Below are 14,910 nucleotides of genomic sequence, written 5' to 3' on the forward strand. Positions count from 1 at the left end.
AAATCCTTCTCCAGCTATCCGTTTTCTATCCAGAGCGTATTGGTCAGCATTTACCCTGAATCATCAGGTCAATCTCCCTTATGGGAGATTCCTTATAAATGAGTTTACACAAAATTATTGACAGACTCAAAAGGAACTTGAGATTTGGTTATCCAATAATCAAGATATATTCAACCAACAGATTATCCATGAAAACATCTCAATCATATACAAATAAAATGAGAAGGAGATTCGTATATTCACCAAGCATACTAAATACATTCATTGAGGTATACATATAATCATACCTGAGGTCAAAACCATACATGTCTAATATGTAACATTTCCTTATTCTTGAAAGAAATAAAAAAGTCTAGTCTCTTTATATTTCGAGACTAGACTTTTCATTAAAAATTATTGATAAATTTCATCTTATTATTTTTTACATATTATAAACATTAATTAGTAGTTCTAATCGATGTAAGTCCTAATGTGCTTTTAACATTTTGAATATAAGAGTATATTTGTCCATATCCACCAGATCCAACTATACCTTTATGAACACCTCTTAAATATGGATAATCTGTTCCACCTGCATAAGTAATACTGTATACTGCAGCTCCGCTGTCACCACTGGATGTAGAAGCATCAGTTACAGTTAACCCACTAATACTATTAAATCCATTGCTATTTTGATTAAGCACAGCATTTGTGTGAGTGATTTTACCGCTTATCGTAGTATTACTGCCAGCACCAATCGTATATACAATTTGTCCAGCAGATTCTGATCCATTATGAACACTAGATATCAATTTCCCAGTACCATCACAACACGCTCTGGCAGTTGCAATGTTTGAATTAGTTAATGATATATACCCAGCGTCAGCAGTTGTATTCCCGCTTGTACGATACTTCCAATATCCAATCAGATTGGAACTACTCATTGTAGGATGATACCAAGCATTAGTTGAACCAACTGAATCACAGTGGCCTGCCGTTACCAACACAGTTAAATAGGTGCCAGGACTTGATACATTGGGAATTTGACCATACAGACCTGTAGAACATTTATTCCCGGTGTTATCTCTAACAATCTTTGAACCTAACCATATTTTTGATTGACTACTATTTTGCTTATCGTTAGGAGTTGATTGATCATGAAAAGAGAATTCTTCTACAAAATCAATAATGCCAGGTTGCAACATCGATTTTATTTTTATTTTTTGTTTATCGTCAATTTCACCCTGAATGACGACTTTATTTGTCTTTACATCCATGTAAACTAAAGTCCCTTTTAAGGTGAAATGATCTAGAAGGACATTGAAAGCTTCTGTTAATTCACTTTCAGAAAAATTAGTATTTACCACTGTGATTTCATCTTTTAGTGATTCTACTAAATTATTAATGATTAATTCATCGTGTTTCTTTTTGTTTTTTACGCTAACAATAATTTTACCTTCCTCAGATGAGTAATACATTCCAGAGAGCTTTAGCGAAGTATTATGATTTATTTTTTTAGTTAACAGTGGAATGGCATCTTCAACTTTTTGTCTTTTTTCTAAAATCATTCTTTCTTCATCCGTAATAGGGAAACCAAAGAGTTCTTCTGCAGGTGTATTAATATCTTCTTGTAATGATTTCATAATGTACTCATCTGAGATCTCGAAGCCATGAAGTTTTCTAAATTGAACAGCATTCCTAAAAGCATCGGAGTTTTTAGTAACTTCTTCACTATTGGAATCTAGTTGGTTTGATTTTGCTGATACAGAAGTTACAAACACAAGGAGAAGAATTATTAAATATACGAATGTACGTTTCATGTGATTCCTCCTGAACATGATTTGTGATTTGATATGATTGTAAGGAATTTGGCCAATGCTTCATTTACAATATATTAGGAATAATACCATGATATTAAAAAACACACAAGAACATCTTGCACCTATTAGAAAAAAAAACTAATTTGAACTTTTTTTTCTTTTTGGTTTGGTACCATCCTCGGAAATAAATTCACGAGCATCTCTCTATTATCCCTATTACCATTAGTCACCCATTAACGCTCCTGTCCAGTAAAGCGTGTAACATCATGATCTGAAACCAGTATGAGGGTAAAGCTAAACCCATTGCCAGTTTGATATTGACATTTCGTACACGAATAATCATTCTCCTTTCTGTCAATGAATGTGACCTCTGAATCACTTCAATTCATCTCCCACGAAATAACCCCACATTTCAATCCACATATATCGTCAAATCCATCACCATGTACATCGATGTCAATTAATTATTTATATTGGCAACGAGCCCCGGTATTCATATAACGTTGGCAAAGATCATTTTGATGCACCAAATCGCTATGATTGCGAAATAAATTTCTCCAAGCGGCCAGTAAAATTAAACGGTTAACTCAAATAACCAAAAATATAACGCTTACATTCAAAAAAACGTTGATAATTTGATTATTATCGGTTATTATTTAGTTAAGCGATTAACTTAATAGAAGGTGAAGGAATGAAACGAATTACGATGAAAGATGTGGCACTGAAGGCCGGCGTCTCGACCGCAGCCGTTTCCTATGTGCTCAACGGAAAGGAAGGCAAGGTCTCTGAGACGACATTGCTGAAGATCCAGCAGGCGATGGCAGAGCTGAATTACATCCCGGATTATTCAGCCCGCAGTCTGGCCAGCAACAGATCCAATCTGATTGGTGTCGTGATCCCACAGACCGAAGATCAGGCACAGCTGCTGCTGGAGAATCCGTTTTACAGTGATCTCGTATGCGGCATTGAATCTCAGCTGAGGTTGAAGAATTACCACCTGATCCTCTCCGGTGTGGACAAGGACAAGGGGTATCTGGATGTGTCGATGCAACGCAACCTGGACGGGGCCATCATCATGGGTATTTATCAGGAAGGCTTTTACGAGGAACTGAAGAAAGTGGACATCCCGATTGTACTCGTAGACAGCTATATCGAGGATGCCTATTTTACCACTTTGGGCATCGATGATGAACATGGCGGGAAAATGGCCACAGAGCATCTTCTTGAAAGCGGTCACACCAATATTGCGCTCGTGACCGGTGCGATCCGTAAGGGAGGCGTTATCGAGAAGCGTTACGCCGGCTACAGACAGGCCCTGAGGGAGGCCAACATTTTCTACAATCCCGACAACGTTTTCGAAGGCTCGGTTTCGTATGAATACGGTGTCGAAGCGGGAAGACTGATTGCCCAGGATCATCCTCATATTACGGCGGTCTGTGCAACGAGCGACATGGTCGCCATTGGGGTCATTAACGGCTTGAATGAATTCGGCAAGCGTGTTCCGGATGACATCTCCATCATTGGCTTTGATGACATTTCCTACGCCAAGACCTTTATCCCCCATCTCACGACCATCGGTCAGCATATATCCAGCCGCGGCGTCATGGCGGCACAGCTGTTGATTGAAGCGATCGAAGGTAAGAGGGAATCGAAGCAGTCCAATATCGTGCTGCCGATTGAGCTGATCAAGCGGGACTCCGTGAAGGTCATCCCATAGCGGCAGGGTATCAGGCAATAACCATGCAAACTTGCAGCAACAATGACAGCAACAGATCATGCAGAAAGGATGGTTGCACATGGTGCAGAACAACAGATGGGCCCGGCGAATCGCCATATTCGTCTTTTTGCTTCCCAGTCTGATTGGACTGTTTTTGTTCCAGCTCGGACCGATGCTGGCTTCACTGTACATCAGCTTTACCGACTGGGACTTATTGACGGAGGCCTCCTTCGTCGGGCTCGACAACTACAAGGAATTGTTCGCCAACGACAAGTCCTTGACCTCACTCATCAACGTTTTCAAATTTATTGCCGGATACATCCCGGCGGTGCTCATTCTCGGACTATGCTTTGCGGTTCTGCTTAACCGGAAGGTGGCGGGCATGAAATTTTATCGGGCCTCTATCTTTATCCCGGTCATCACGTCCTGGGTGGCGGTATCCATCGTATGGAAATGGATCTTGAACGGAGAGAGCGGCATGCTCAACTACCTGCTCTCGCAAATCGGGATTGAGGGTCCGGTCTGGCTTCAGAGCTTTACGTGGGCGATGCCATCCATTATTGGAGTCAGTGTCTGGAAGGACCTTGGGTTTGTCACCATCATCTTGTTAGCGGGACTTCAGGAAATCTCGGAAGACTATTATGAAGCTGCTGAGATGGATGGGGCGAGCGGATGGACTCAGTTTTTCAAGATTACCTTGCCCTTGCTTACACCCGTGCTGTTCTTCGTCGTCACGATTTCGATGATCAATTCCTTCCAGCTGTTTGATCAGGTGATGATCATGACCGATGGCGGTCCGGCGGGCAGTACGAGCACCCTCGTGGAGCAAGTATATAAAAATGCCTTTGTGAATTACAAAATGGGCTTTGCCTCTGCGCAGTCTTGGGCGTTGTTCATCATCATCTTTGCTGTGACATTCCTGCAATACCAAATGCAGAAAAGGTGGGTCGTCTATGACAGGTAAAAAGAAACGCATCGCAGACGTCATGACGCACGTGATCCTGCTTGCGGCAGCCGTCACCTTTATCTTCCCGTTTGTCTGGATGCTCTCCGGTTCACTCAAGGACAATCTGGAAGTTGTGAAGATGCCGCCTAATCTCATCCCGGAAACGCTCCGATTTGAGAACTTTACAGAAATTCAGACGTACTTTCCGATTTACCGCTTTTTACTGAACAGTGTCGTCGTTGCGGTGATCACGACGGTCTTGCAGCTTCTCGTCTGTGCCATGGCAGCCTTCGTGTTTGCCAAGCTTCGCTTCAAAGGCAGAGAAGTGCTGTTCTTTGTATATCTCATTACACTCATGATTCCGATGCAGGTAACCCTGACTCCGCTGTTCATCATTTTCAGAGAACTGAATCTGTACGATACGTATGCGGGCTTGATCCTGCCAGGCATCTTCAGTGCCTATGGCGTGTTTCTGCTCAGACAGCAGATGATTACGGTACCGGATGCCTTGCTGGAAGCAGCATATATTGATGGCGCCTCCTATTACCGCGTATTCGCTACCATTATGTTGCCATTATGCAAGCCGGCGCTGGCGACCCTCATGATCTTTTCCTTCATGAGTTCCTGGAACAACTTCCTCTGGCCGCTCATTATTACGCAATCTTCTGAGCTGATGACCCTGCCGGTCGGGCTGAGCAAACTCCAGGGAAGATGGGCGACAGAGTGGAATATTCTGATGGCTGGTAATGTGATCAGCTTTGTTCCGATCTTCATCGTGTTTTTGTTTGCACAGCGATTCTTCATTCGAGGCATGACCATGAGTGGAATCAAGTAACCCTAAGCGCACAGACTTTGAGGAAAGGGGGCGCGCAGCCAGGCGAAGCATTCAGATGGGCAAGCTAGTAACAGGTTGAACATGGGCACTAGGAAACAACGGTAACACTTAACGATGGTAACACGGTAACAACGGAAACCATGAGGGTGGTCCACATCATATTGACTAAGGGGAGTGTTCAGATATGACGAAAAAATTGGCCTTGTTTTTGATGGTAATCAGCTTGATCTTTGTCGCAGCTTGCGGCTCTAATAACGGTAACGATGCATCGAACCAGTCGGGAAATGATGCCTCCAATACGAACACGAATGTCGAAGGTGAGAAGAAAGATCCGGTTACGATCAATTTTATGCAGTACACCGCTAGCGGATCTCAGGAAGATACCCTTGAGGCGATGATCGCCAAGTTCGAGGAAACGCATCCGGACATCAAGGTAAACCATGAGGTCGTTGACTATGGAAACTATTACACCAAGCTCAATGTCGGCATTGCTGGCGGGGATGCACCGGACGTATTCGAGGTAGGCTATGAGAACTTTGTTTCTTATGCAGCCAAGGATGTACTTGCAGATCTGTCACCGGTTATTGCCGCAGACAGCGAATTTGATCCATCCATTTACAAGCAGCTGGCGTATGACGCATTCAACTACAATGGCAAGCAGTACGGCGTCGTGCAAAATTTCTCCAATGTCGTACTTTTCTACAACAAAGATCTGTTCGATCAATATGGAGTCGAGTATCCGACAGCCGACTGGACATGGGAAGATGAGCTGGAAGCCGCTCAGAAATTGACCCATCCTGAAGACGGAATCTGGGGCACCTATGCGCCGATTCAGTTCTGGGAGTTCTACAAGACCATTGCCCAAAATGGCGGCGGGATCTGGAATGACAACAACGAGCCTGTCGTGAACAGCAAGGAAAATGTTGAAGCCCTGCAATGGATGATCGACAAGGCATCCAAATATGAAGTCTCTCCACCGCTGAACAGTGACACCTTCAATCAGGCGGATGCCGATTTGAATGCCTTCAGAGATGGCAAGCTGGCCATGCTGCGCGGAGGGATCTGGAACTTTGGACGTTTTGCAGATGCGGATCTGAACTGGGATATTGCACTGGAGCCTGGCAGCAGCCAAAAGGCGCATCACTTCTTCGCGGACGGCCTGGTCGTATCCAAACAAACGGATCATGCAGAAGCGGCATGGGCATTCATCAAATTCATGTCCTCTGACCCGTATGTGGTAGACCAGCGTATTGAGAAAGGCTGGAGTGTGCCAGCAGTCGCAGATGAAAAGGTACTGGAAGCCTTCTATGCCCAGACCCCGCCAGCTTCCAAAAAGGTCGTCACAGATGCACTGGACAGTCTGGTCCTGCCACCAGTTGGACCACTCGCTGAGCAATGGGGAGAGCTGACCGGTGCGGTCGGAGAAGAGCTGGACAAAGCGAGATTGGGTGCAGCAGACGTTCAGGAAGCGTTGGACAATGCACAGAAGCGAGTAGAAGAATTGTTGAGTGAATAAGCCGAAACATAGGAATGTATCTATAAAGAAATCTAAGAAGAAATCTAAGAAGGAATCTATGATGATCATCTGAACAGGCAGTGCCATCGAGTGGGATGTCGGGGGAGTGAAACCCGCATCCCACCTTTATTACAGGCCATGGTGGTCAGAAGTAGGTAAGCAAGAGACCATCAGGCAATAAGAGCCTGGAATGTATAGCGGGAGGGATTCGGAATGTGGGGAGAAATCAATCAGCTCACGACGCGGGATGCTGCGTTTTGGGCCGTTTATCAGATACGAAGAGGGGCTGCGGGAGAAGTAAAAGCTTTCCTGACAACCGAACAGGCTGAATATGTACAAACGCAGCCCTCTGCACTCGACACCAGCTATTGGCTGTGGGTGCTGGGAGAATATATGAAAGCATCAGGAGACAAGGAATTGCTGGAAGAAATGTCAACATGGACGCAGTCCGCCATTCAGCGGGTGTTGTCAGCGTGGCAGCAACCGGAAGCTCATTGGCTTGGAGTCAGGGAACCCGCGATCTATTTGAGTCATTTTGCCATCCACTATGGGGCGCTGCTGTCCATGCAGCCTTACGTGATGACAGAGGAGATCCAACAAGGGCTGAAAGCCATCCGGGAATGTGTATTTGCCCGATTCATCAAGGAAGGTCGGGTCGTCAGCAAGCTGGGCTCCACCGATATTTATGGCGATATCGTGCTGGCCGCCGTTCCGTTTGGCATGCTGGGCATCGAAGATCGCATTCTCATTGAAGCCTTGATGGTGGTACAAGAAGAACTCGTTCACAAGGGCGTCCGCTTTGCACATGACGATACGTATTTTGGCGGTTGTGAGCATACGGCTTTGTCCGGCTTGCTGGCCTGGTACTACATTGAAAAAGGAGAGCTGAGCAAAGGCAAGCGTCTGCTGGCTCAATTGGACCAGCTTGCCGATGAGCAGGGAAGATTGCCGGAGATCGATCCCGCCACCACGCGTGAACCGTTGTATGTTGACCCGCACTTGAATCAAGCGAGTGGACAGCTGAAGCCCGGTCATCTTGCCAGTATTTTAAAAGCCATGGCTCAACTTGTGCTGGAAGAAAGGGCGGCGGAACAGGCGGCATCATCCGAGTCAGCAGTGAAAATTCTGCATGAACCTACAGGCAAGGATGATCCGTACCTGACCTTTCCATATGAGCGGTATCCGAGACAGCCTCTCGCTTCAGATTTGGTACGCATCCGCATGCAGACAGAACCGGTTTCTGCCAGCCAGCAGGTACTTGTAGAATACAAAGTGAATGAACAGGAGGGTCCTGCGATCTCGATGACGCTGGAGGCCACGCCCGATGGCGAGCAGTATTGGGAAGCTTTTCTGGGCCGTTTCGCATGGGGCGATCAGGTTCAGTACCGTTTCCGGGTGGAGGACGACGGTGAGCAGGTCACTTCCAAATGGTATGCGTGTGAGATCTCGAAATGGCTGCCGCTGGAAGACGTAACCGCCATCTACCGCGATGGAGACGCAGCGAAGATTCATTTTGCACCGCTACCTGCGCCGTTCGGTAACACGGCATCCAGCCAATCTGATAATGCGGGGTCACCGGTGTTGACCTGTCACACGGGTACAGGTACAGATGCTTCCGTGCGTATGCAGATTGCGTTCGACGAGCCGGCACCCGGTCAGCAGACAGCGCATATGCCGGAAGAGGCAACGGGACTGTCATGGATGATCGGGGAATACGCAGTCCGAATTGAACGGGCGGCATCGGGGTGGACGTATCAGATTGAGCGGCAGGGGCAGCCTGTCGTATCAAGCTACACGGAGATGAACGGCTCTTTCCTGGAAGTATTGACGGATGGAAGAGGCCATATGAGCAAGCTGCGTGTAAGGCTTCACCTGCAATCTGATGAGCGTGTATTTGGCATGGGGGAGCGTTTTTCCCGCATCGAATACCGAGGATTGGAGCTGGATAACTATGTGTACAACGAGTATCGCAGCCAGGGTTTGAAAACCTACATCCCGAATCCGTTCTACCTTAGCTCGGCTGGATATGGCCTGTATGTCGATACGATGCATTATACGAAGTTTCGCTTTGGCTCCCGGATCGGAGATTTGCTGGAGGTGGAAGTGAACCTGGCGCAGGGCAATCAGCGACCGATTGCTGATATGAATCTGTTTCTCGGTCAGCCGCTGCAAATCATGGAGCAGTACGCGAACGTGTCCGGCAAGCCCGTGTTGCCGCCGAAATGGGCGTTCGGCCCCTGGATGTCCAGCAACAACTGGGACAGTCAGCAGGAAGTAGAGAAACAGGTCGCCCTGACGAATCAGTATCAGATTCCCTCTACGGTACTTGTACTCGAGCAGTGGAGTGATGAGGCTACCTTCTATATATTCAACGATGCCCAGTACGAGGTGAAGGACGGAAATGAGGCACTCACGTATGAGGACTTCACGTTCCCGGAGTGGGGGAGATGGCCGAATCCGAAGCAGATGGTGGACGATCTTCATGCCAATGGACTGAAAGTGCTGCTGTGGCAGATTCCGATTCAGAAATACATGTATGGCATTGCCCACGGACAACGGGATGCGGATGAGCAGGCCATGCTGGATAACGGCTATTATGTCCGAATGGCAGATGGTCAGCCGTACCGAATTCCATACAACTGGTTCAAGGACTGTCTGGTGATCGACTTCAGCCATCCGCAGGCGAAGGAATGGTGGTTCCGGAAACGGCGTTATTTAACGGAAGAGATTGGCTTCGACGGATTCAAGACAGACGGCGGAGAATGTATTTTCGGCGATGATCTGATGTTTGCTGATGGCAGCACTGGTGCTGAATTGCGCAACCGCTATCCATTGGATTACATCGGCAGCTACTATGAATTCGTTCAGGAGCAAACGGGCGGAGACGGCATTACCTTCAGCCGGGCAGGTTACAGCGGGGCGCAGAAGTTCCCGATGCACTGGGCGGGTGATGAGCGCTCGACCTATGAGGCCTTCCGGGCTTCGATTCGGGCCGGGCTCTCATGCAGCATGTCAGGCATCCCTTATTGGGGCTGGGATCTCGGTGGCTTTCATGGCGATATTCCGACGGCGGAGCTCTTCGTACGCTCTACCCAGATGGCGGCATTTTGTCCGGTGATGCAATACCATGCGGAGACAAAAGGGGAATTCAACCAGGATCGCACTCCTTGGAATATTGCCGAGCGGACAGGCAAGCCCGAAGTGATCGGATTGTACAAACAATATGCGGATATGCGGATGAACATCCTTCCGTATATCTATGATCAGGCCATCAAGAGCAGTCGGACCGGTCTGCCGATGATGCGGGCGATGTTTGTGAGTTTTCCGGATGATCCGCGCGGCATGATGCTGGAGGATCAGTATATGTTTGGCGATCATCTGCTCGTAGCCCCTGTGGTGGAGGAAGGACAATTTACGAGATCCGTCTATTTCCCTGCCGGATCATGGATATCTCTGCTGGGCGAGCACGAGGTGCGAGACGGAAAAGCCTGGCAGACTGTAACAGCAGATCTGGATGAGATTCCGGTCTATATGCGGGAGAACAGCATGCTGGCTCTCAATCTGGATGACAGTCTTCAGCTGGCTTCCCATGTCGGCAACCGCGTGGATCAATACGAGCAGCTTTGTTTCATGTTGTATATCACAGATCATCTGCAGGAAACATTCGAGGATGATTTGGGCAAACAGGCGGCATTCACGGCAACCAGGCACGAAGGTCATGTCGATTTGACATGCAGGCTGGCGGTCGATCATCCGGTTACCCTCATCTTCAGAGGGTTGGACAAGGTGGAGACGATCTTCATCGATGGCGAGCGTGCTCGCATGGTTCACGGTAGCGAAGATCTGGCAGTCGGCTGCTGGATGAGACAACATCACAACTGGATCGTCAGACTGGATCGTGCAGCAGCGTCATTGCAGATTCGTCTGAAGTCCTGATGAGGAGAGACACACCATGCAGACAAGTGAAACCATACATCCCGACAACATTGGACCCAAATCCCAAATGGACATGAAGCCAGCAAGAACACCTGGACGTCTTCAGTCATGGACCTTTGACCCCGAGCAAGGTATCGCTTTGCTCTACGGGGATCATGCCAACCTGGCGATTCGCTTTGTGAGTGAGGAGATCATTCGGGTGCAGCTGTTTGAGCAGGAGCAGCCTGACTGGTCTGCTACCGTAGCTGTGCTGGACTTGGAACAGGCAGTTCCGGTAATGGACGTTACAGAGACCGAAACAGAGCTGTGGGTGAGCGGAGCGAAGCACACCGTGCGGGTCTCACGTGCTGAGCTGTCCTTTCAGCTCTTGCGATCGGATGGAGAGCCGGTGACAGGCGCTCATCAGCTGGAATGGGATCGGACGGGCACCCGATGTATCGGGGAGCTGTCACCGACTGCCCAGCTGTACGGCTTGGGGGAAACGACGGGGGATTTGAACAAGCGGGGCGAACAGTACACAATGTGGAACTCCGATGTGTTCGATCCCCATGTACCGGAAACGCCGTCTCTGTATCAATCCATACCGTTCCTCGTCCATTTTGATCAGGGGCAGAGCTATGGCTGTTTTCTCGATAATCCGGGCAAATGCGACTATGATTTGCGGAATCGGCCAGACGCGTATGAAATTCAGATTTCGACCGGAAAGCTGGATATGTACCTGATTGCAGACGAGGAATTGAAGCAGGTGCTGACCCATTATACGGCGCTGACAGGACGGATCAGCATGCCACCCCTGTGGGCGCTCGGCTATCATCAGTCTCGTTACAGTTACAAGAGCCAGGAAGAAGTCATGACCATCGCGCGTACCTTTCGTGAAAAGCAGATCCCGTGCGATGTCATTTATCTGGATATTCATTACATGGATGGGTACAGGGTATTTACCTTCGACAAGGAACAGTTTCCCGATCCGCAGCAGATGATGACAGAGCTTGTGGAAATGGGCTTTCGTGTCGTGCCGATTGTTGATCCAGGCGTGAAAAAGGATGCATCCTATTCCGTCTACCGGGAAGGGATTCAGCACGATTATTTCTGCAAGAAGCTGGAAGGTGACCTTTATACGGGCGAAGTATGGCCGGGGGAGAGCGCCTTTGCCGATTTTACGAAGGAAGAGGCCGCCCGGTGGTGGGGGCGCCAGCATCAATATTACACGGACATGGGCATATCCGGCATCTGGAATGACATGAACGAGCCCAGTATATTCAATGTGGACAGTAAAACGATGGATCTCGATGTGATCCATGAGCATGATGGCCGATACAGCACGCACGAAGAAATTCACAACCTGTACGGACTGCTGATGTCACGGGCGACCTTTCTCGGGTTACGGGAACTGCTGGAAGGAGAGCGGGCCTTCGTGCTGACGCGGGCAGGGTATGCCGGCATTCAGCGTTATGCCGCTGTCTGGACAGGCGATAACCGCAGCTATTGGGAGCACTTGGCGATGGTCATGCCGATGACCCTCAATCTCGGCCTGTCCGGCATCCCGTTTTGCGGCACGGATATCGGGGGCTTTGCCCATCATGCGTCTGGCGAACTGGTTGCGCGCTGGACACAGCTGGGTACCTTCTCGCCTTATTGCCGCAATCACAGTCTCGATGGGACTCGCTATCAGGAGCCATGGCAGTTCGGAGAGGAGATCGAAGCGATCTGCAAGCAGTACATTGAGCTGCGTTATCGCTGGCTTCCTCACCTGTACTCGCTGTTCCATGAAGCTTCCCGCACGGGTTGGCCGATTTTGCGTCCGCTCCTGCTGGAATTTCCGCAGGATGCAGAGACCTATGGACTGTCCGATCAGATGATGGTGGGCAGCCAGGTGATGATCGCTCCAATCTATCGTCCCAATACGACGCGACGAGCCGTCTATTTGCCGCAGGGCAGCTGGGTGGATTACTGGACGGGTGAAGAACTGGAGGGGGGACAGTATCATTTGGCGACCGCGCCACTCGATACGATGCCCATCTATATCCGGGGCGGCGCGATTTGGACCGAAGCCGAGCTTGCGTCAAGCACGCAATACCAGCAATGGGATACGATTCATATCCAGCTGTATGCGAACGGGACGGGAGAGAGCGCGACATCGTATTATGAGGATGACCGGCAGACCTACGATTATGAGTCAGGAGCCAGTCAGATGTTTGAGCTGAAGCGGGTCCAGACAGAAGATCGCCTTTCATTCAGCGTCTCTCGTACCCATACGTGCGAGGATGCGGCATCGGTCAAGAAATGGAAGCTGACAGTCAGACATTTGCCAAGAACGCCACAATCCGTTGAAGGGCTTGAGCAACAGGGAGATAGCTGGCGGTATGACCAGGAGCGGCATGAAGTGATCGTAGAGACTTCCCGCATCGAATTTGAAATCAACATTCACTTCCCCTCCTTCCTGTCAGGTCATTCCTGTCCCAGACCTTCCGGTGATTGAAACACGCATCCCTTTCCTGCCTGATACGGGCAATGGAAGGGGATTTTTTTCATTTCTTTTTCTTGCAATATCCGGCATAATAGAGTCAGTCACTCCGGCCAAGACGGGCACGGACTGGTTTGCGTTTAAGCGATACGCTGAACGGGTACATACAGGAGGTATGAGAAATGAACGGATCAACGGACCGACCTTCATCCAGTCGGTGGAACGAATATATGAAACAGAACGGGTTGTATCTCGCGTTTATGGTGGCCCTCATCTCCACACTGGGCTCTCTTTATTATTCGGAGTTGCGTGAATTCATTCCTTGCGAATATTGCTGGTACCAGCGCATTCTCATGTACCCGCTAGTGTTGTGGTTCGCCATCGCAGCCGTTCGGAAGGATTTGGGCGTCATCATGTACACCCTGCCATTATCCATGCTCGGAATGGGCTTTTCCATGTATCACTACCTGACGCAGAAGGTAGCCTTTTTCCATGAACGTGCCGGAGCTTGTGCCGGTCTAATCAAGTGCAACGAAGCCTATGTCAATTATTTCGGATTTGTGACCATCCCGTTCTTGGCATTCATCGGATTTACCCTCATCACCCTTGTCCTGTTGCTGACCTATCGGGCTGCAAAAACCGGACAAGTATAAACCCTGTGGACAAATGAACGTACCTTTTCGCTTGCTTTGTCATAAAGTAGGTAAGGAAAGTCGTTTGAATAACTAGTAAAGGAAGCGGTGTACGTGCATCGACCGATAGCCATCTTAGATTCAGGAGTAGGCGGTCTGACGGTAGCGAGAGAGATTATGCGTCAGCTGCCGAAAGAAAAAGTCATGTATTTCGGTGATACAGAAAGAACGCCGTACGGACCCCGCTCAGCTGATGAAGTGCGCGCTTTTACCCATCAAATTGTAGACTATTTGCTTCAGTATAATCCGAAAATGATCGTCATTGCCTGCAATACAGCTACCGCAGCTGCGCTCGATGACATTCGTGCTGCCGTCGATGTGGAAGTCGTCGGTGTCATTGAACCTGGTGCCCGTTCTGCAATCACACATACCCGGACCGGGATGGTAGGCATCATTGGAACGGAAGGCACCATTCAGAGCGGTGCTTACAAGCGGGCCTTGCATGCCTTGTCTCCCCAAATCGAAGTGTACAGCCTGGCTTGTCCGGCCTTCGTACCCTTGGTGGAGAAGGGACTCTTTGATTCGGAACAGGCGACGGAGGTTGTGGCCGATACCCTCTCTGTCATGAAAACGTATCCGATCGATTGCCTGGTGCTGGGTTGTACGCACTATCCATTTCTCCAGCCCACCATTGCCAAAGTGATGGGGCCGGAGGTAGAACTGATTAACTCCGCGGAAGAGACGGCCAGGGAAATTAGCACCATCCTTAGCCACAAGCAGTTGCTGGCCCAGTCGCTGGAAGTGCCGCAGCACCAGTTTTTTTGCAGCGGAGACCCGAAAATGTTCCGCAAGATTGTACAAATCTGGCTTCATGAGGACGTGCAGGTCACGCCTGTTACCTGGCCTGTCTCCAATATGATGTAACCCTGAGATTTCGTTCACCGTATTCACGATTCCCAGATCGACTTCATGATTCCTAGATCGACATCATGATCCCTAGAGCGTCTACATGATCCCTAGAGCGTCTACATGATCCCTGGAGCGTCTGCATGCTCCCGGAATCAT

The 14,910-nt window shown here is 49.0% G+C and carries 9 protein-coding genes; 8 read left to right on the forward strand and 1 reads right to left on the reverse strand.

Going from position 1 to position 14,910, the window contains the following annotated elements; genetic code table 11:
* Positions 1-437 precede the first annotated feature (437 nt).
* Positions 438-1,799, reverse strand: a complete 1,362-nt coding sequence (locus tag ACFSUC_RS05555) for a hypothetical protein (RefSeq protein ID WP_379928496.1) — start codon at positions 1,797-1,799, stop codon at positions 438-440.
* Positions 1,800-2,490: 691 nt separating this feature from the next.
* Here ACFSUC_RS05555 and ACFSUC_RS05560 point away from each other — a divergent pair.
* The 8 genes from ACFSUC_RS05560 to racE all read left to right on the forward strand — a co-directional run bounded on the left by ACFSUC_RS05560 (position 2,491) and on the right by racE (position 14,769).
* The gene (locus ACFSUC_RS05560) at positions 2,491-3,516 is read left to right on the forward strand and encodes a LacI family DNA-binding transcriptional regulator (protein WP_379928497.1); all 1,026 of its coding nucleotides are present in this window, start codon (positions 2,491-2,493) and stop codon (positions 3,514-3,516) included.
* 79 nt (positions 3,517-3,595) lie between these two features.
* Positions 3,596-4,480: a carbohydrate ABC transporter permease gene (locus ACFSUC_RS05565; protein ID WP_379928498.1), complete on the forward strand. Its 885-nt coding sequence runs from the start codon at positions 3,596-3,598 to the stop codon at positions 4,478-4,480.
* On the forward strand, positions 4,470-5,297 hold the full coding sequence (locus tag ACFSUC_RS05570; RefSeq protein WP_379928499.1) for a carbohydrate ABC transporter permease: 828 nt from the start codon (positions 4,470-4,472) through the stop codon (positions 5,295-5,297). The genes ACFSUC_RS05565 and ACFSUC_RS05570 overlap by 11 nt, the downstream gene beginning before the upstream one ends.
* Positions 5,298-5,481: 184 nt before the next feature.
* Positions 5,482-6,813, forward strand: coding sequence for an ABC transporter substrate-binding protein (locus ACFSUC_RS05575; RefSeq protein WP_379928501.1), 1,332 nt, complete (start codon positions 5,482-5,484; stop codon positions 6,811-6,813).
* A 213-nt stretch (positions 6,814-7,026) separates the two neighbouring features.
* Positions 7,027-10,749 carry a TIM-barrel domain-containing protein gene (locus ACFSUC_RS05580; protein WP_379928502.1) on the forward strand — a complete coding sequence of 1,241 codons (3,723 nt, stop codon included), beginning with the start codon at positions 7,027-7,029 and terminating at the stop codon, positions 10,747-10,749.
* A gap of 16 nt (positions 10,750-10,765) precedes the next feature.
* The gene (locus ACFSUC_RS05585; protein WP_379928503.1) at positions 10,766-13,228 is read left to right on the forward strand and encodes a glycoside hydrolase family 31 protein; all 2,463 of its coding nucleotides are present in this window, start codon (positions 10,766-10,768) and stop codon (positions 13,226-13,228) included.
* Positions 13,229-13,395: 167 nt separating this feature from the next.
* Positions 13,396-13,866, forward strand: coding sequence for a disulfide oxidoreductase (locus ACFSUC_RS05590; RefSeq protein WP_379928504.1), 471 nt, complete (start codon positions 13,396-13,398; stop codon positions 13,864-13,866).
* Positions 13,867-13,959: 93 nt separating this feature from the next.
* Positions 13,960-14,769, forward strand: coding sequence for a glutamate racemase (racE, locus tag ACFSUC_RS05595; protein ID WP_379928506.1), 810 nt, complete (start codon positions 13,960-13,962; stop codon positions 14,767-14,769).
* The last annotated feature ends 141 nt before the right edge of the window (positions 14,770-14,910 follow it).

Source organism: Marinicrinis sediminis, assembly GCF_042685085.1.
In the GTDB taxonomy this organism is placed as follows: domain Bacteria; phylum Bacillota; class Bacilli; order Paenibacillales; family KCTC-33676; genus Marinicrinis; species Marinicrinis sediminis.

Coding starts and splice junctions, on each gene's coding strand:
- ACFSUC_RS05575 (WP_379928501.1), top strand. CDS start 5,482: ATGACGAAAAAATTGGCCTTGTTTTTGATGGTAATCAGCTTGATCTTT.
- ACFSUC_RS05585 (WP_379928503.1), top strand. CDS start 10,766: ATGCAGACAAGTGAAACCATACATCCCGACAACATTGGACCCAAATCC.
- ACFSUC_RS05555 (WP_379928496.1), bottom strand. CDS start 1,799: ATGAAACGTACATTCGTATATTTAATAATTCTTCTCCTTGTGTTTGTA.
- ACFSUC_RS05565 (WP_379928498.1), top strand. CDS start 3,596: ATGGTGCAGAACAACAGATGGGCCCGGCGAATCGCCATATTCGTCTTT.
- ACFSUC_RS05590 (WP_379928504.1), top strand. CDS start 13,396: ATGAACGGATCAACGGACCGACCTTCATCCAGTCGGTGGAACGAATAT.
- ACFSUC_RS05580 (WP_379928502.1), top strand. CDS start 7,027: ATGTGGGGAGAAATCAATCAGCTCACGACGCGGGATGCTGCGTTTTGG.
- ACFSUC_RS05560 (WP_379928497.1), top strand. CDS start 2,491: ATGAAACGAATTACGATGAAAGATGTGGCACTGAAGGCCGGCGTCTCG.
- ACFSUC_RS05570 (WP_379928499.1), top strand. CDS start 4,470: ATGACAGGTAAAAAGAAACGCATCGCAGACGTCATGACGCACGTGATC.